General features: G+C 47.7%; 7 protein-coding genes. 5 read left to right on the top strand and 2 right to left on the bottom strand.

Translation table 11 applies throughout. The features are described 5' to 3' along the window. Positions 1–867 precede the first annotated feature (867 nt). Together II896_06400 and II896_06395 are read left to right on the top strand one after the other, a co-directional pair. Positions 868–3,156, top strand: coding sequence for a hypothetical protein (locus II896_06400; GenBank protein MBQ4444265.1), 2,289 nt, complete (start codon positions 868–870; stop codon positions 3,154–3,156). Between the two features lie 7 nt (positions 3,157–3,163). Next, positions 3,164–8,965, top strand: coding sequence for a metallophosphoesterase (locus tag II896_06395; GenBank protein MBQ4444264.1), 5,802 nt, complete (start codon positions 3,164–3,166; stop codon positions 8,963–8,965). Positions 8,966–9,326: 361 nt separating this feature from the next. Here II896_06395 and II896_06390 read toward each other — a convergent pair whose 3' ends face one another. Together II896_06390 and II896_06385 are read right to left on the bottom strand one after the other, a co-directional pair. Beyond that, positions 9,327–9,548, bottom strand: coding sequence for a type II toxin-antitoxin system RelE/ParE family toxin (locus tag II896_06390; protein ID MBQ4444263.1), 222 nt, complete (start codon positions 9,546–9,548; stop codon positions 9,327–9,329). A 4-nt stretch (positions 9,549–9,552) separates the two neighbouring features. Further along, on the bottom strand, positions 9,553–9,798 hold the full coding sequence (locus II896_06385; protein MBQ4444262.1) for a type II toxin-antitoxin system Phd/YefM family antitoxin: 246 nt from the start codon (positions 9,796–9,798) through the stop codon (positions 9,553–9,555). 403 nt (positions 9,799–10,201) lie between these two features. Here II896_06385 and II896_06380 point away from each other — a divergent pair, with 403 nt between their 5' ends. The 3 genes from II896_06380 (at position 10,202) to II896_06370 (ending at position 20,931) form a co-directional block, all read left to right on the top strand. After that, entirely contained in the window at positions 10,202–10,660 is a 459-nt protein-coding gene (locus II896_06380; GenBank protein ID MBQ4444261.1) for a hypothetical protein, read from the top strand. A gap of 149 nt (positions 10,661–10,809) precedes the next feature. Continuing rightward, positions 10,810–11,709, top strand: coding sequence for a site-specific integrase (locus tag II896_06375; GenBank protein ID MBQ4444260.1), 900 nt, complete (start codon positions 10,810–10,812; stop codon positions 11,707–11,709). 219 nt (positions 11,710–11,928) lie between these two features. Further along, entirely contained in the window at positions 11,929–20,931 is a 9,003-nt protein-coding gene (locus II896_06370) for an InlB B-repeat-containing protein (GenBank protein ID MBQ4444259.1), read from the top strand. Positions 20,932–21,023 lie beyond the last annotated feature (92 nt).

Below are 21,023 nucleotides of genomic sequence, written 5' to 3'. Positions count from 1 at the left end.
TTTTCATGATAAAATATGTATAAGTCACAATTTATACGCAATACAAGGAATAAAGATATTAAAAAAGATAGAGTAAAAAAGTGGAGGCGAATGGAAACCTTGTTGTATGATTTAGTTAACCAAACAAAACGCACACGAAGGGAGGTTTTACTATATGGCAAGTGTAATAAAGATTTGAGGATTAAGCAAGCGGTTATAATATGTTTGAAAGGAGAATGTATGTCTTATGCGGCAAGGAAGTACAAAACTACTTAGTCATGGACTAGTGTTGGATAATTTATATAATGAGATGATTAATTCGTTGAAAGAAACATCCTGAATATCGCACAGCCACCAAGACCTACACGCAGAATAAGAATTGAAACCTATTCAATATGAATAGAACCCTAATACTGGTTCGGTGAACTGTAAGTGAAGGTAAGAGATAGTGGATATAAGCGAATAAACGATTGTAGCGTTGTTTAAGGTGATGCGGAATTCTTAATTTAAAGCATAAAATAGTATTAGTTAAGATAGGTCTATATAATGTTATGCTAATCGTTTGCTATAAAACAAAATGTTTTTTACAAATCGAGGATTTTCATTTTAGGCAGTTGACGCTCTAAAAACAGAATATGATACGGTATTTTGTACTAGAGTTATTGAAATTTTATTTCTCCAACGAAAAGTGGTGATAATAAGTTGGAAAAGAATATAAATTGCAACCTATGGTAGATAGGTATGAGGATTATGAAAAGTGAGAATAATACTTAAATTTGGATGCATAGGAATAGTATCGTAAATATGATAAATGGAGTGATGCTCATCTGCGCATTCCTCATGCGCGACTAAGCACCAGTTATGCCTATGATAGACGACGAAAATACTATGGAAAAAAGAATCACACTGGATTTTAAAGGTTCATTCGATTATAAAAAGGTGATTCCCACTGTACAAAAGGAAATATTAGAAGATGGAGTCGCATCGGTTGAGTTTGAGTTTGAATATATGCTGTACGAAAACAAGATCGGTAACATCAGCGGTCTTACCTACGAACCGATATGCGCGTATTTGCGATTTGCAAAAGAGTTGCACATCAAGGGCTTGGTTCCACCGATGCTACACTTGACGAGCGCAGTTCCATATTCGACGAAGAACATCGATATTTTATGCGCAAATTTGATCGTGAAATACAAAGAAATTGCGGAAACAGACACTCTGGTTTTCTTTTTTGCCCGCATAATGTTGCCGCAATCCACAAAATACACATATACAATGTCCTCGTTTAATCGCGCAGACTGGATTAATCTAAATGCTAGAATAAAAAAGGAATACATAGTTACATTGCCAAAAGGTCTTGAAAAACTCGAATTAACTTTGAGTCAAACGATTCGAGTTAAAATCGGAAAGAAATTTGACGTGAATAACTTGCGTTACTACTTCCCTTTGCGAAAGCACTATGATAATATCTCACTTGTTATTGAGATGCAAAATCAAGAATTAGAAATATTATGCCGAGCGAATCAATTGCTGGGCAGATTAGCAGATAAGTATAGTATCACCTTGCCACGTGCCGGGGAAAGCACAAGTGCGTCAGACCTATTCTCAGTAATTGAAATAACCAACATCAATGGTTATTATAATTTCGAGGAAGAAATACAAACTCTGCATGACTCGCGACAAGCAAAAAACTTGACGGAGTCGTGGACAAACTCCGGTTCATTCGATGAGTTGATATACGAATATTTATTACGCTCATATGAAGAATCAAAAGAAAGAATCCCCCCAGAGGAAAGCGTAGCATTGTCTAACATTCGTGCCAACGCAAAATCCTATGCTGAGGGGCTATGGCAAATCATCGAGAACGCTATTGAGCATTCATGTGGGCATAGCGCTTTCTTTGGTATGCGCATTCATCAAGCATCTATTAAATCTATGTCAAACCTCAAGAATAATTCGGGCACCCGTGTTGGCTTGTGGGAAAAGTTTTGGTATAATCACAATGTAACTGACAATATTTTTAACCAATCCGAATATACGATGTTTTTGGAGTTCTATGTATTGGACAGTGCGCTGGACGGATTTCACTGTGGCAAAGGTATTTTGGACGTAATAAGAGATGACAAAAGAATCGAAACGAAACCAGAAAGAATTCGCGACGTATTCAGTATGAGTGAAAGCGATTACGATTATAATGACCACCTCTCTTACTATACAAAGCACTATGGTATGCAATTGCTCAAACGCCATATCGAAAAGATGAATGGCCTGTTAGAGGTTTTCTCCCCCTATCGTGGCGACAATCCTACTGCCGAACAAAGTTGGTATTGTAATCAATTCAAGGATGATACGGTTTCTGCAAATTATGCGTCATCTGCACTTAAGGGTGCCGATTTGTATAACTTGTATGCTACTGAATATAACATTTTACTTCCCCTCCCTTATCTGCCCCCTACAGACAAAGTTGCTAGTGGAATCTTGGAATACGATGCCGATTATATCGGCAAAATGATTATACGCTATACTTTATGTATCGACTGCGACTTGGCAAATGACATTGGTATCGGCGAAAAAGATTTACTCGTAGCAAAACTGATGGATGTGCTAGATACGCAACTGCCTTGTTCGGATGAGGTACTGTCGATTATTATGGTAAAGCAAAGAATCTTTTCCCCCTTGACAATAGAGATATTCACCAAATCTTTGTTTTCCCATATCTACAACATAAAAAAGAAACAAACTGAGAAAAAATTGCGATTTGCTATAATCTTTGACTCGCCCGAAGCCCATGTAGTAGGCGTCGGTAAGGACGATATCAATGAGTTTGTGCGGCTCTTTTCGATCTTCTATGTTAAAATGTCGCATACTCCTGATAACTATATGAAAGGCGTGCAAATTGCATGTTGTAATGAACAACGCGAAATCAACTTCGTCATTGCGGGCAGCAACTTTGCATCTGCATATCAAACGGCAAACAACTTTGTGTACTACGATGCCAAATGTTCTTTGCCGTACATATCCCTACTGCATTTTTTGTGCGAGGACAACAAGAATAGTGAAGAAACCAACATTCGTATGATTGAAAAACTGTTCCCATTTGATCTGTATTTTTCTATAAACGATTTGATAAAAGATGATGTGCAAACTGTACGTCTCAGCGAACTGCGCCTGAAGTAAAAACACTATGAGTAATATTTTTTTGAATGAAATGCAAAAAAGACTGGAAACCGATCTACGCACAGACGAATACGGTTGTGTGGTAGAAAATGTCAACGTACAAGTAACATCAGGCGTAAGATTAAACAAATTCTATGAGGCGGAGTTACTATTTCATAATGTAAATAACGTCAAGCGATTTGCTTTATTGCTGGCCAATGATATTGCACAAAAGATTGCTGAATACAACATAGCAAAAAAAGAAAGGGGAAATGCCGACGGTGATGAACAATCGCCCAAGATGCCTGTCTTTTTGTTAGGCTATGAAAACTACTCGTATGTGTTATTGCATGAAATCCGGGAGTGCCTGATTAAAAGTGGAATGGCAACAGATTTCGCAATTCACATCCTCATAGACACACATCGAGAGGGGCAAAAACACAACCCCTACTTTGAATATCTATTGGAAGAAGAACAAAACGCTATTTACAAATGGGTCAAAGAAGGGCATAAATTTTTCTGTTTCACCATTGTGCCAATCGGCGCCACAATGGAAACTTTTTACAAACTACACAATTTCTTTGAGAATAATCTGCGGCAATTAATTAAACGACAAAGCGCCGATTCCCCCCAAAAAGATGCGGTCGATTGCATTATCACGCCAGAGGGCAATAACTATTGCATTGTAGCTGTCGGAGAAGTATATGGTGCGACTACGACATTATCCGAAGAGAAGCGAAAAACATATCAATTATACGTAGAAGAATGTGCGCCGAAACAAGACGAAGTGTTTCACTGTGTGACATTACGTCCGTCACAGCCTAATAAAGTCCCCCTTACAGTATCTTACTTATTGGCTGTGGACTCAAAATGGACTGATACTATAGATGCCATCGCTCAAGAGGACATTACAGCGCAAACTAGCACTACAAAAGTAACGGCGCAAAACGAATATACGAGTGTACTTAAAGAACCCACGATAGAACCCCCACTCATCAAGGTAGATTCCACATCTACTCTGCTCAACATGACCTATCAAACCCCGATTTCGCAAAAAACACTAAAAGAGTATTATCTGCGAACAGATGAGAATATGGGAATGATAGATGATCTCAAACCGAATGGAAAGGATTGTTACGTCAGACACGGACATATCGCACGAGCAGACAATCATTATGAGTATTACTTTGACTTTGAGAAGATTGCCGCGCACAAGAGTGAACAAATTGCCAAATGGGTTGAATGTCTCAAGACGGCGGACGACAAAAACGACATCGCCGCTTACAACATCATTTTGTCGCCCCTGCACATTACCAATGGCCTTTTCCTTAAATTGGTTGTGGACAATTATTTTGGTAGCAGTCTGCATCTATTGCATATCAACATCACTCAAACCTCCAAAGAAACGGTAAGAACCAAGTTTAACTACATTTCCAAAGAATTACGCAATATTTGTGCACAAAAGGCGAAGGTCAATTTTTACTATGTAGACGACTCAATCTGTACAGGTGATACTATCGCACGTGGTTATAAATTTTTACAAATGTTGTGCGACCAGGCAGAGATAGACATTAGCGAGATTAATGATAACCAGATAAGTTTTCGTTTTAAAAAGGTCTTTTTGTTAGTCAACCGCAGTTCGTTTGAAACTGCGCATATTTGGGTAAACAATCCCACCAGTGACTGGAAGGGTTTTATTAACATATTCGTCCCCTCTTATAACACTACGTCGGGCATGTGCCCGGGATGTCGCACGCGCGAAAGGTTTAATCTGCTGGGCAAACGCAGTGCTTTGGATCATATGGCTAAAAACTTTTTTAGAAACGAGAAAAAGCATGAGCCGCGTACACCTACAGAATTCGACGAATGGATGAGCGAACAGATTCGCACCGACGCGGGCTATTTCCAATGGTTTGTGGTATGGGCTTATTATAAAGGAGACAAAGAAACATGTGATAAACTGACACAGTATCTTGAGTATAATAGGAATGTACCTGACCGAGATTGCTGGAAATACGAGCAACTCGCAAAGTTGGAGGAGCAAGACTATCGTATTTTTGATAAGTGCAAAGAAATGGTAATGCAAGACCATTATTTGCGGCTGAAAACGTTAGATGACGCATATAAAAAACTTGTATATGAAACTCAAATTGAATTACATAATGATCTGCAATACAGCCGATTGTCCACAAACGACCAATTGCAGAAGTACATCTACCTAGAGAAAAAGATTGTGTATGTCAAGATACTCAAGATGTTGTCATCCGTCCAAGGGGAAACTGCCTATGACAATATCATGTGCATTGTATCGTATATCAAGGTAATATCGCGTGATAATCTCGGCAAAAACTATATCATTCGGCAAACCATCATTGAGATTATGAAAATCATGCTTCAACTCTTGTCAAAAAAGGGGAAGCTGAGTAAGAAGATTATAGAGGAAACTGTAAATGAAAACGCATATACATATTATTTGTTTCAAGATGATGGCGGCAAAAGGGGAATTCACAATTCCTACTGGAAATTCACGCAACTCATTAGAAATAATAAACGGAATAACGGCGAGCTCAAGTTGAGCATCGCACCAATGCTACAATACCGCCTATCAAAAATCATTACTCACCGCTTGGCTATGCTGGGTTCGGACGAAATTCTGCGCACTGACATCATCAAGCAGATTGGCGAATCGACAAAAGAAACCCATTTTGTATTTGACGAAGAGAAGTCCGCTTTCTATGACTATCTCTATATGCAATCCAATGATGCAAATGCAACTGACCCCAACATATTGTCGCGCAATATATCTACCGCCGTTGAAGACTACTGTTGTTCAATCAAGTCGGCAACAATGTCAGAGAAAGACATTTATATGTCTTTCCGTCTGCTGAAACTGAAAAATGATCTCGATAAGGAAATCTCTGTAGCAGATGGGGGAACAATCTTAAAAAAAATATACGAAAATATCCTGTTGGAAAATACGCTAATGCTATTTCTCCTAATGGATGATTTGTACACACAACACGCCGTCAAGGATGGAATCAGCAACTCCTCTATATTAGGCAGAAAATCCGAGTTACCCTACGACGTCTATAACGGTGCAGGTAGTTTGAAAGCGTCCAATAAATTGTTCAATGCGTTATACTCACACGTCACAGAGTTGATTCGAGGGACTTATGACAAAGATGGTAAGCATCTGCGACAAAACTATCTTTCTAAATACGTCATCTACTACGAGCATATATTTGATGCGCTGGTGCAGAAGGGAGATATTAATACTGATGAAATGATTTGTTTGACTGAGATGCTTAACTACTACAAGTTGTTGTATTATCTCACTGAGCAAGAGTATGATACTTGTCGCAAATCAGCCGCTCATCACGATAGTTTGCAATACATCTATGAAGATTTGTGCCTATCCATGGCGAGAATGACCAAGTATGACTCATGCTATATGCTGTATAGTGAAGAGGGCGAAGATGCCGAGATTATTACGCGTAGCGGATACGTGTTTTCGAACGAGATTCTGACCGACTCGAAAAAAACAACTGCACTAATAAAGAACGAATGGTCGCCCCTTAACATAACCGTAGGCAAACTCAATCATTTGTGCAGAATGTTCGGTCGGCCCGATAGCACCGACAAAGAGTTGTTGGGCAAGTGGGAGATAAAGGATCCCATACATATCGATGATGCACAGGTGACTTCTTTTGTGTTAAAACCAAAAAATACGGACAATCCAGAGGATGACCTAAAAATCAATTTCATCGTGATTAAAATCCCCTTTACACGCAGTTCATCAAAAGAGATAGAGAATGCTAATCGTCACTTTTTCGTCGTGTTGCAGAAAACAATTTCTGGTGACTTTACGCGTGATCCAATCTTAGACTTGCGCAAGAATACACTGCGTATCCTTTTTATGCGCTATCGTTTGCTATATGCCCTGCGACATGACTATGCCAAGTTGATTGACTATCGTTTCGACTGCGGTTATATCAAGTCAGTGGCATCGGTTATGGACAACAATAAACCTAAAGCCGTAAAGATACTGCACATATCGGATTTGCATATCAGCGATAAAGATAGAAGCGAAGAAAGCTATATCGAATTGACACGCAAGTTCATGGGTGCTTACAAACAGTCGGTAGCAAGAGAACAAGCATTCGATAATGATATAGATTTAATCGCGGTGACGGGTGACTTGATTAACGCTGCAGGATCGGCATACGACGCTCAGTGCCGCTACGATATTGTGCGGCACGTGTTGACCCTTTTAGCTATTGAGTTGTGGGGACAACACATCAAGGTAGATTCAGAGAAAGGATGTGGGCTATATCTGTTGCCCCATGACTGGAAACGTCGGGTACTCTTTGTGCCCGGCAACCACGACTACACGGCAATGAATGATGTTACCATCGAACTGGACAAGAACGAAGACGGGCGTCGAATCAAAGCGGGTTTCCCTGCCAGGTATTCGGGCGGCACCATGTCCAAGTTGACATACTACATTGAGTTTTTGCTTAGGTTCTTGGACGCGCCAATCGATGAGTTAATAATGCACGATATTAATGAGGTGCGCCATTACCGCAATTTGCAGGTAATCGATAAGCCTTCTGAATACTCCGAGCAAGGATTGACGGTATATTTGTTTAATTCGGTAACAAAATCCAACGCCAAACAAACCAACAAGGTGTCTTTCAATCTGAATGAAATTGCGCAACTGATGCAAGCGCGCAAATCATCGTACAAATATCCCATTGTACTAACGCACCACTCGTTAGACTACCGTCCAGATTATGTTGAAGATAAATATATGTTGTGGCCAGATAGGATGCAAGAAGTTAGCCATGCATTCTATTGCACATTCCATGCGTTTGAGGCTGTGCTCAATTCCACCAATCGCATTGATGATGAGGTTAAGGATGATGCCGTCTATGAAGAGTTCCACAAAGTATTGCATTTGTATCAAGAAGCGTGTAATAGTTTAAATCAGTCCACTGAAGACCCCTTAGCATATACGCTACAAGAAGTGGGTAATTCTCTATTCACGAACTCAGCCTCCCCACTTCCCCTTGAAGAAGCTTTTAATATTATTCGGCGATGGATAGATTTTACAAACATCAATGCCAATTATTTCTACTATATAAAAGATAACGTGTTCGATGGATTGCGCTCTAACCCTTCTGTAGTCCATTCAAAAATCGATACTTGCATAGATTTGCAAATAAAAGCAATCACCGCTTTTTATCATGCGTTGCAGAACTACTTCAAGCAATATTGCCCCAAGGATGCTAACAAATTTTTTGTTCGCTTATTCGATGTGCTGAGCGAAAAGATGTTAAGCAACATAGTCGCTACCAAATATGTCAAAAACTCACTGGTATACGCTGATATGGAACGGATATACTATTGTATCGAAAATAACGGCGAGTTCAAAACGGAATCAAAAGCCGACGAATATGTTCAAGATATCTTATATAAGGGTGCGCAACTGATTGGAATTGAAAAACAGGACATTATCACTCTGCAAAAAACAAAAGAAATATTGATGCAGGAAAACGAAACGAGCGGGTCGGGCGGGTATGTCGAGTTGGCAGGACATGTGCATAATAATATCACTTCGAACCGACACTATCAGGTAGACAAATTTTTTGCTCAAAAAGGCGATGCGGACGCTATGTATGCCAACATAGTCATTCTCCGCGATGCATTTGAGAATATAGAGAATTGTTATTACAGATATTTGGGAAAGGGCGCATCTTCCCGAAAAATAGTTGCCGAGGATATGTCCGACGCGACATTATCCGTTTTGGATATCAAAGACATCGGTTAGTGCCCAACATCTAATCTTGTATCCTATATACGGTCAGCAACGCTGCCGGGTGTGGTGTTTTAGGATAGAGAATTACCAACATTGATAGAAAATGCCCGTAAAACTATAGATACGGGAATACAACTCCCGCCCCTTTGAAATAATTTGGTGTAACTCCACCAATTGCATATATAAACAGACAAAGGAAAGGATACGCGACGGAGAGAAAAATATACATACGAAATGGATTTGCGAATAGTACATTGAGTTTGCTACCGAATATAGGCAAGCAAATGGAGATAAAGAGGGTATAGGATAACTGTAGAGGAAAGAATTTCGTCTCCTTAGATTATTTTGTCGTAATTGCACGAATTTGCATCCATTATTCTGCATTGCTTAGAGGCGATTGATAATGATACTTGGCGTCGATGTGTACTTTGTTGCTTAACTTCGCACCGATGTCAGGGAAATCGCGCAGCCGTTCCATATCCGCCAATATATCGCGTACTACCTTGTTTGCCTGCTCTTGGCTGTCCTCCGCTATGTAATTGCGTATATCCTCAAGATCGTCGAAAACTTGGGGGTTAATCTTTAGTTCTTTCATTAGCTTACACCCCGAGTTTTGCTTTCAATGCCTCTAAACTCATATACGCTTCACCGTCGGCAATGCGTTGCTCCGCTTGGGCGACCTTGGCGAGCAGTTTGATCTCCGCCATCATCGTGTCGTATTGCTCAGCGTCCATGATGACGTATCTCCCTCTACCGTTCTTGGTCAAAAAGACAGGCGCGCCGTTCTGGCAGTCTTTCAGTACGCTATTGTAGTTTCTCAAGTCCGAGATAGGCTTAATGTTCATATTAACACCTCCTTGTGTGGTTTGCTGATATTATTGTAGCACTATTTTACGAAAAATACAACAGCAAAATGCAAAATATACAAAGATTCTTTTCACTGCCTATGTTTTGAATTATATCAGAGCATTGACAAACGGGGCTTAATTTGGCTATAATATAAGAGCCAAACTTCATAGGGCGCAAGACCTATGTTCCAACTAATTGAATATTGTATTGATGGTGCATACTACAAGGTAGTAGTTTGCATCTATTATCTGTTTTACCATCAATACAATGATGTTGGAACGAAGTTTGGCGACTTATGGTAATGGTGCAATTACTATATTTGCCGTTCCATAAGGAGCGGCATCTTATTTTATAGACATCTTTGACAGCCGCTACTATTAGAAGGAGGCGGCTTTTTGTTTGGTTAGGATCACGTTTTGCGGACATCATGACGCATGGGGCATTGACGGATTACGCAGGAAGATACTTGCCGAAATAGAAGACTTTGTCAAAGATGATACGGTGGAGTTTTGGCTCGGTTGGTATGGTGCCTTCGACAGTTTCGCTTTGCGTTGTTGCCAAGAGTATAAGGCAACACACCCGACCGCGACATTGCTATTTGTCACGCCATACTTGGATCCCGATTATCTCAAAAGGCGAGATGTATCCTTGGACGGTTACGATGGGATAGAAACCCCACCCATCGAAAACACGCCACCTAAGTATTGCATACTCAAACGCAACGAATATATGGTAGACCAATCCGATTTGTTGATTGCCTATGTCAATCACGGTTGGGGCGGCGCCGCAAAAACATTGGAATATGCAGTCAGGAAACATAAGACATGCATTAACCTCGGCACATACAAAATGTGCTGAAAAGACCATCACGTAGGAGGATATTGTGAACAAAACCCATAACAATACCACATAAAAGACAGCAATCGTTTCATTTGGCAGGGATAGCCGTTATTCACTCCGTAGGGCGGTTTGGTACAATTAGAAAAACCACTAAAAGGAGAAGTCAAATGAAAACAAAAGAATGGTTTGAAACATGGTTGTCGGTATATGTGAAAGGGCAAGTAAAACCTCGCACCTATACAAAGTATAGCCAAATCACAAAAACCTATATCATACCCCACTTTGGGGAAAGGGAAATGGAAAGCATTACGCGAGAAGACGTGCAAGTGTTGATTTATGTGGAACTACGTCAAAAGACCACATTATCCGCAAGTACGATAAACTCTGTGATAAACGTGATGAATCTCGCCTTTGACCTTGCCGAAGACCTTGGGAAGATAACCAAGAATCCGTGCCGCAAGATCAAGCGATTGCCAAAGGTAGAAAAGAAAGTCGAAGCGTTTTCATTGAGCGAGCAGAGAAAGATAGAGACCTATATTACGCTTGCCAATAAGCCCAAACTGTACGGCATCATCATCTGTCTGTATTTGGGTTTGCGTATCGGAGAACTACTTGCGCTTACTTGGGACGACATCGACCTACACAATCGGACGGTATTTATATCCAAAACCATTGGCGAACATGGTGAAATAACTCCGCCGAAAACGGAAGCGTCCATTCGCTTGTTACCAATTCCCAACGCAATCATAGGCGTTTTGCGCGACTTAAAGAGAACCGCTATCTGTGAGTTTGTCATAGAAACAAAAGCACACCAAACCAACATACGCGCCTATCAAGCACTTTTCAAACGGATGCTGCAAAAAGTAGGGGTACGTCCCCTTGGATTTCATTCCTTGCGCCATACCTTTGCCACCCGCGCATTGGAATGCGGAATGGATTTCAAAACCCTGTCCGAACTGATGGGACACGCTAACGTAAGCATCACCATCGACCGATATGCGCACTGCCAAATGGGACTGAAACGGAAGTCTATCAACCGCCTGTCCAGACTGAATAACGGCAACTGAAAATGCTCGCAGATTATGTTAATCTACGAGCATTTTCAGTTTTCTAAATATTATTTTACGAATAATAGCGCGCGTTGTCAATATTTAATGGTACAAATGTTCGACGCACGCAAGCACTTTATGCTCATTATTTTGTTTTCCCTTCCCAATACAACATCATTCTCTCTGTAATAATCGTAGATTAACATATTCTATGCGTATTTATCCAAGGAGGCAAATATGAAAAAATCGTTAGTTGCGGTACTATGCGTCATTATGCTGGTGTTGAGCATAGCGACTTTATCCGCATGCAAGAACAGAACGACGAAAGTGAAGGAAATCACCGTATCTTTCGTGGTTGACGACGCCGTGTATACCACCGTCAAAACGGACGGCAAGTCTTCCGTTAGCATACCCGCCGCGCCCACCAAAGAAGGATATACATTCGGCGGCTGGTATTTGGATAAAGACAGCTGGGCCAAAGTCTTTACCGCAACCACCCTTCAAAGCGAAGCCGTCACCATCGACGTGTCTGTCTATGCGCGATTCGTTGTGAATACGTATACCGTCAACTATGTGGACGAGAACGGCACGCACGCCAATCCCACGGCATACACGGTCGAGGACGAGATCAACCTGCAAGCCGCCGCGAAACCGGGCTACACTTTCGCGGGGTGGTATGCCGACGAAGCAAGGACGCAACCCATAGCGTCTATCGCCAAAGGTACGACGGGAGATATGACGCTCTACGCCAAGTACCAAGCGATCTCCTACACGATCACGTTCGAGAATACCATGGACGCCTCCAACCTAAACCCCACCACCTACACGGTGGAGAACGGCGTCCTCACGCTACTGCCACTCAAGATGGACGGTTATACCTTCTTGGGTTGGACGGATGAGAACGGTACGGAAGTGACCTCGTTCGCCGTCGAAAACTTGGGCGACCACACCCTGATCGCGCACTGGACGCTCGATCATTACACCATCACGTACGAGAACACGAAGGGCGCCGCAAACGTCAATCCCACCGCGTACACGGCGGAGAGCGGCGCCATCACCCTGTGGCCCCTGTCCGTAGACGGTTATATCTTCCGCGGCTGGACGATGAACGGGAAAGCCATCGACGCCATACGGAATATGTATAACGACCTGACCCTCGTGGCCAACTGGCAACCCGTGGAATACGGCGTCACCTTTGTCGCCGACGGCGAGACGGTGGCGACCCTGCCCGCGACGGTGGAGACCCTCTCGCTCGACGAGCCGACCGTGCCCGCCAAACGCGGGTACGAAGGCGAATGGGCGTCATACGTATTGCCCGTCGATGGCAATGTGACCGTGGAAGCAATCTATACGCCCGTTACATATACGCTGACATACATCCTTGACGGTGAGTATGAGATCGCGGACATTACAAACGACAACCCGCTTACCTACACCGTGGAGAGCGAAGCCATTGTCTTGGCACCTATCGCCTGCGCGGGATATACCTTCGAGGGTTGGGTGGACGAATCCGAAGAACCCATCGAAGAGATAGCCGCGGGCAGCGTCGGTGACCGCACCATTTCGGCCGTATGGACGCCGATACTTTACGCCGTCACCTATCAAAACACCAAAGGCGCAGCCAACGCCAACCCGCAGTCCTTTACGGTGCTTGACGCCGCGATCGACCTCGTACCCCTGACCGTAGACGGTTACACGTTCGTCGGTTGGACCCGAGACGGCGAGCTCATCACACGCATAGAAGGCGTTTTCGAGTCCGTCACGTTGGTCGCCGAATGGCAGACCATCACATATAGCATAGACTTTGTTGCAGATGGCATTAGCGTTATTTCAATTCCCGTTACCGTTGAAACGACAGCCATCGAAGCGCCCGCCGTGCCCGCCAAATCGGGGTATAACGGACAGTGGGAAACCTATGCGCTCCCCGTCGAAGGCGATATCACGGTCAATGCCGTCTATACCGTCATCCTCTATTCCATAACCTATAATGTAGCGGGCGACTATGACATCGGCGAGATTGTCAACGATAACCCCACCGCTTACTCTGTCGAGAGCGCGACCATCACCCTGTCCGCGCCGCAAAAGATCGGGTACACCTTTGTCGCCTGGAAAGACGAACACGGCGACGTGATCACGCAAATCGCAGCGGGCGGCACGGGCGATCGCACTTTGACGGCGAACTGGTCCGCCATCCCGTATACCTTGACCTACGTCACGTTCGGGCCCGACGGCGTGACGCCGTGCGGCTACCTCAAAGGCGAAGGAAACCCCGCTACCTATACGGTAGAGGACGCCTTCGCTTTGGCACGGCTCCAAAGCAACGACGACGCCTATGAGTTCAAAGGTTGGTACACCCAAAAGACGGACGGCGAATTGTGCGCCGCGATAGAGGCGGGCACCACATACGGCGACAAAACGCTCTATGCGCAATGGATGCTGTCCAATTATACCATCACCTATGCCAATACCGACGGCGCCACGCACACCAATCCCCTTGCCTACTCGGAGGTCTCGCCCACGTTCACCCTGACCGACGCCCATAAAGCGGGCTACTCTTTCACGGGGTGGACAGAATACGATGAAGACGCGCATGCTTACGTGCCCGCCGACACCACCATCGCGTTGGGCAGCCGCGGCGCTCGCAACTTCTATGCGAACTGGCAGATCATAGAATACGATATTATTTACAATTCTTTCGGCGGTAATTTGGCGGAAGGGGATACTAATCCCGCCACCTATACCATCGAAACGCCCACAATAACGCTTGCCCCCGTTGCCAAAGTCGGCTATACCTTTATCGGTTGGTACGACCACGCGGTGGACGGCACCGAAATAGCCGTGATAGAGCAAGGTAGCACGGGCGTATTGCAACTCTATGCGCAATACACCTTGAATACCTACGCCATTTCCTACCGCTATATCGTCAATGGTGAAGAAACGACGAACGAAGCGATACAGAACGCCAACCCCACCGCCTATACGGTACTCGAGAACGACATCGTCCCGGCCAATGCGACCCTAGAGGGCTACTCTTTCGTGGGTTGGTATACCGAGGCGGCGTGCGTCAACAAGATCGACAAGATCACCGTGGGCACCGCAGCGGATATGGTATTGTACGGCAAGTTGGTCAACTACGCCATCACCTATATGGATATCCGCGATGGCGATGAAAACGCCAACCCCGCTACTTATTGCTTGGACCAAGCCACCGTCACTTTGTCCGCCGCCGTGCGCGTGGGACATACTTTCCACGGCTGGTATACCCAGCCGAACGGCGAGGGCGATATAATCACCGCATTCGCCACCGCCGACCAGGAGGACAAGGTGCTGTACGCCTACTTTACCGCGGACTTGCACACCATCACTTTCGATAGTCGGGGCGGCACCGACGTGGATACCATTCGGCAGGCTTATGGCACCACGGTCTCCGCGCCCAACACGCCCTTCCGCAAAGGCTATGCCTTCGAGGGTTGGTATGAAGAAGAGGCGGACGCCCCCTATATATTCGCTACCATCGAGGCGCGCGACGTGACTCTTACAGCCAGTTGGTCCGTCGTGACGTACATGGTGCAATACGTGCTGGACGGCGCGGATAACGCCCCCGCCAATCCCACCGCCTTCTTGCTGGCGGATCTGCCCATCGCGCTCGCCGCGGCCTCGCGCACGGGCTATACGTTCAACGGTTGGTATACCGATAGCGATTTCGACGAGGCCGACAAGATCGACGCCATCACCGACACGCCCGCCGTGGGCACCACGGTCTACGTGTATGCCAAGACGACCGCCATCACCTACGCCATCACCTATGACAGCCGCGGCGGCACGGCGGTCGCGCCCACCTACCGGACCTACGGCGCTGCCGTGTCGGCCCCCGTGGCCCCCACCAAAACGGGCTACGTATTCGACGGTTGGTACGAGGAGGACGAACTCTATGCGTTCGACACCATGCCCGCCCGCGACGTCGCGCTGACAGCGGCGTGGACGCCCGAGACCTACAGTCTGACCTTCGTCTTGAGCGGAGGCTCCTATCAAGAGGGCCAATCCAATCCCGAAGGCTACACCATCGAGACGGCCACCTTCGCGCTGACCCCCGTCGTCAAGAACGGCTATACCTTCGATGGTTGGTATGAGGACGGCAAAAAGGTTACGTCCATAGCGAAAGGCTCCTACGGCAATAGGACGTTTGTGGCAAATTTCGAGGCGATCACCTATACCATAACCTATCAAGACCTCTTCGATGCCGACAACACCAACCCCACGACGTATACCGTCGAAAGCGATACCATCGTATTGACCGATTTGCATCGCGTAGGCTACTTCTTCGCGGGTTGGCTGCGTGGTAATGAACTCGTCACCAATATCGCCAACGGCACCACCGGCGATATCACTTTGACCGCCACTTGGGAGGCGGCGTACTATACCGTCTATCTCAATCGCGAAGAGAATCAAACCTTTACCGTTACTTTCGATTTGAACGGTGCCTCGGGCACGGCGCCCACGGCGCAAACCATCGGTAACAACGACGCGCTCGCGTATCCTACTGTACCCGCGCGCGCGGGCTATGCCTTCGGAGGTTGGTACGACAACGAACAATGCGCGGGCAGGGTATTCGACTTCGGCGCGACCGTCGTCGCCGACGTCACTCTGTACGCCAAGTGGATAGAGGCCACGGGCCGCACGGTCACCTTGGGCGCGGAGTCGCGCACGGTCACCGACGTTATCGCCGTCGGCGGGACAAAGGCTTTGTCGATAGACGGCGTCACCTATTTCGTCTATGCGTTGGTGCCCACGGCCAGCGGCAATATTTCCGTGTATACCGAGGGGGATATCGACACCATCGGCTATCTCTATTCGGAATACGGCACGTTGCTCGTCTCGCACGACGACGTGTCGGACGAGGACAAGAACTTCCTCTTCAACTACAACGTGTCCGCCAACAGGCTGTACTACGTGGCGCTTCGCGGCGCCAATCCCGACGAGCAAGGGGATAGCACGCTGCGGATAGACGGCGCCACGGCGGTGGCGGACGGCGGCACGCTGTCCCCGAGCGGCCATACCACGGTATACTATGGGCAGTGCTTCACGCTGGACGTGCCCGAAGCGGTGGATGGCTACACCTTCCGCGGTTGGTACACGGCGGTGAACGGCGGCGGCGTGCAATACACCGATGAGACGGGCAGTAGCCTCCGCGACTGGGATATCGACGGCAACGCCACCCTATACGCCTATCTGCAACGGCAGGAGTACACCGTCACCTTCGTCACGGGCCAAGGCACCAAGATAGACCCCGTCACCCTGGCCTACGGCGACCGTTTGGACATCAACAGTTACGTCACCACGCGCCAAAACTACTCCTTCACGGGGTGGTATCTCGCGCAGAGCGACGCCAATCCCTACGAGGCGACCACCATGCCCGACCACGACGTCACGCTGTATGCCAAGTGGAAGGCCTACGGCCTCAACAACATCAAGTACAACGCCGCCAAGACGGCCGTGCGGGCGGACGATACCATCGACGCCGACCTGTTCTCGGTGACCCTGTACGATACCGACGGCAAGCAGGTGGAGGTCAACGCGGAGGTGGTCGGCACCCAAACCGCAGGCCAAACCATCACCATCCTCTACTACGCCGAGGTGACCATCGGCACCAAGACCTACAGCAAGGACTTGACCATCGAAAACGTGCGCGTGTACGGTGCGCCCACCATCACCTATGATACCACGCGCGACTATATCAACAATAGGTTGGATACGTTCGGCAGCGTGGAGTCCCAGCTCGCTGCCACGGCCACCGATACCTTCGGCGACGCCGTCTCCGTCACGGCGGACCTGCCATTGACCACCATCAGCACCAACGAATACGGTGGCGAGATCGTGTCCGTCACGTTGCGCGCGGTCGACGTTGCCGGCAACGTCGCTACTTTGACAGTAGAAAACATTCGCAATTACGACGAGCCGACCATCAATGCCGACTATTGGTACTATATCAAGGTGGACGATACCATATCCGCCGAATTATTTGACGCCTCGGCATACGACAATTTCGGCGAGCCGCTTGCCGTCACCGCTACCATCGTCAGTGGCACCTTTGAGGCGGGCAAGGAAATAAACGTGCTTTTGTCCGCCACCGACAGCAAAGGCAATACGGCGGAGCGCACGATTTATCGGGTCAAAGTATACGGTATGCCCACCATCGGGGAGCAAACCAAGTTCGATTATAAAGTGACCGATAGCGTCGCCTATGCCAACCTGGGTATGACGGCGAAGGATAGCTTTAACCTCACGCTTGCACCCACGCTCACCTTGGTGGATGGCGAATGGGTTGCAGGTGCCACGCTGACCTACCAAGTTTCCGCTACCGACCGTGCCGGCAATACCGCCACCGCCACCGCGCAGGTGCGCGTCTACGGTGCGCCAACGGTCACCTATGACTGCGATACGCTCAAAGCGGACCAAGATGTGCAGCCCTATTATTTATATACTAAATCGGTAACGCTCTCCTTCGATTTGAACGGCGGCAGCGAGGGGCAACCCGCCGCCCAAACGATAGACAACGAGCATCCCATGGTATACCCCACCGCCATACCCACCCGCGATGGCTTTGTGTTCTCGGGTTGGTACACCACGGCGGTCTGCGAAACGCTATTCGATTTCAGCCGAGATATCGACGCCGACGTCACCGTCTATGCCGGTTGGATAGCCCATGCCGGCGACGGCGTCTTGCCCATCAACGGTACCTTGTATAGCTTGTCCGTAGATAGTAGGTATGATTCGTATTCCTTTAAGTATTATGCCTTTGTACCTTTGACCGACGGCAACGTCACCATCTATTCCACCGGTAGCAACGACACTTTCGGCTACCTGTATGCTGCGAATAAAACGACGCGCCTAGCCTACAACAATAACGGCGGCAGCGATGGCAATTTCTCGATCACATACGCCGTGACGGCGGGTACGCTGTACTATGTGGTGTCTTGCGGGTATTACTATAGTATGACCATCGAAAGCGTAGTGATGGAGGGCGCGCTCTATCCCGCGGCAGGCGGCAGTTGCGGCTTGCTGTGCAATGGTCTGCACGCCACCGCGACGGATAGCTTCGGTGAGCCCCTGCGGGTGAGCATTACGCAGGCGGAAGGCACCTTCGAGGCGGGCGGCTATGTGACTTACCAAGTCAGCGCCACCGACGCTGTCGGCAACAGCGCCGCCATCACCACCGAGGCTATCCCCGTGTATAGCGCGGCGGATATTAGCGCTTCTATGACCTACGACGCCTTCTCCTCCGACCTGGCGAGTTTGCTGGGCCATGGCGAAGAATTCGACGCCTATGCAGAGGATAGCTTCGGCAATCCCTGCGCGGTGAGTCTTGTCGCCGCATCGGGCGACGCACTCGTGGCGGGCACCATCGTCGACATCCGCCTGCGCTTCACCGACACTGCCGGCAACTACGTGGACAGCGACGTGTTGAGCGATATCCGCCTATTCGGTATGCCCACTACCACCTACAATCGCGAGCCCAAGCAGGTGGGCGACCAAACCGTCACCTATTGGAAACTGCCCTCCGATACCGTGCTGACCTTGCGCACCTACTTCAAGTCCTACGATTCCTTCGGCGACGAACTGTCCGAGAGTATCACGGTGCTGGAGGAATACAAGGATGAAAACGAAGTCGTCACCCATATCCGCGTACGCCTACGCATTACCGATGACGCCGCCAACACCTTGGAGCGGGAGTACGTACTCTGCAATGACCTCGGCTACACCCTCTCCACGGCCACGAATATGGCGGGGGCGGGCACCTACACCCTATTCGACGCCGTCTCGGTGCCCTGCGGAGCAAATATCACCTTGACCGCCACCACCAACGCGGGTTACACCTGGGTCGGTTGGTACGACGGTGATACCAAGGTCAGTGAGGGCACGAGCCTGACCTATATCGCGACCATGCCCGCCGAGAACAAGACCTACACGGCGAAATGGACGTATTACACCCTGTCCACCACGACCGATCTCACCGCGGCGGGAACGTATACCCAAAAGAATGCGGAGAAAGTGACCGCGGGGCAAGAGGAAACTCTGACCGCCGCCACCAACCTGGGCTACACCTTCCTCGGCTGGTATGACGGAGATACCAAGGTCAGCGAGGGCACAAGTCTAAGTTACACCTTCGCCATGCCCGCCGAGAACAAAACCTATACGGCCAAGTTCGAGAAGTGTACGGCGCATACGCTCGACGATAACTGTATTTGTACCAAGTGCGGAGCCACCGCCCACGGCACAAAAGACGGTGTATACTGCCGACACGGCGATTACCTCTACTTCGGCACCTATCCGCAGAGCGAGGTGACGGACAGCGCCATCAAATCTGCGCTCAATACGGCGGCGGGCACCTTGCCCACGGCCTCCAATGCCCGAGCATGGACCTCGTACGGGTACTTTATCAGTAGTAGCACGTCCACGGATTATATGTGGTACATCGACCTAACCTACGGCGGCGAACAATATCGCGGTGTGTACTTCACCCAATACAGGCCTTACTATACAAGTAATAGCAGTAGCGCAGACAATAGTTACCAAGACAACAACGGATACAATACCACCACCGTATATTGGTTCAAATACGAGCCCATCAAGTGGCGCATCCTCTCGGAAGCGGATGGCGTCGCCCTCATCTTCGCCGAGATGGCGTTGGACAGCCAAGAGTACTGCCACTATACGTCAACCTCTCAATTCTCCCACAACGGCGGAACGGGCTACCCCAACAACTACGCCCTGTCCAATATCCGCAAGTGGCTCAACGACGCCTTCTACAATACGGCATTCAATGACCTACAGAAGCAATTGATCCTGCTGACTACGGTGGACAACAGCGCGCGCAGCACCTCGGATTCGGGTAACAACCTAACGCAAGCGTCTTCGTACGCCTGCGCCAACACCGAGGATTATATCTTCCTCCTCAGTGAGCAAGAAGTGACCAACTCTGCGTATGGTTTCAACAGCAGTTGCTATAACTACGACGCGGCTCGCCGCAAACAAAACACGGACTACGCCAAGTGCCAAGGAGCTTGGACGAGTACCGATAGTTCTTACAAAAGTAACGGCCATTGGTGGCTCCGTTCGCCGTACTATAGTGATAGTAGCGACGCGCGTTACGTCAGCTACTATGGCTATGCCGGCAACTACCGCAGCGTTGACCTCACTGGTTACGGTGTCGTCCCCGCTTTGAAAATTTCGCTATCTTGAGCGTAGCGAAAATCATAGCGAAAATTTTCTAAATCTGCCCGAAAGGGCAATCTGTGATAAGCAAGGGTTAGCGGTTTTACCGCCCCTTGCGC

This window comes from Clostridia bacterium, assembly GCA_017394805.1.
Taxonomy (GTDB): Bacteria; Bacillota; Clostridia; order Christensenellales; family CAG-1252; genus RUG14300.
Note: the sequence above shows the minus strand (reverse complement) of the source record. Positions and strands in the feature narration are given on the sequence as shown.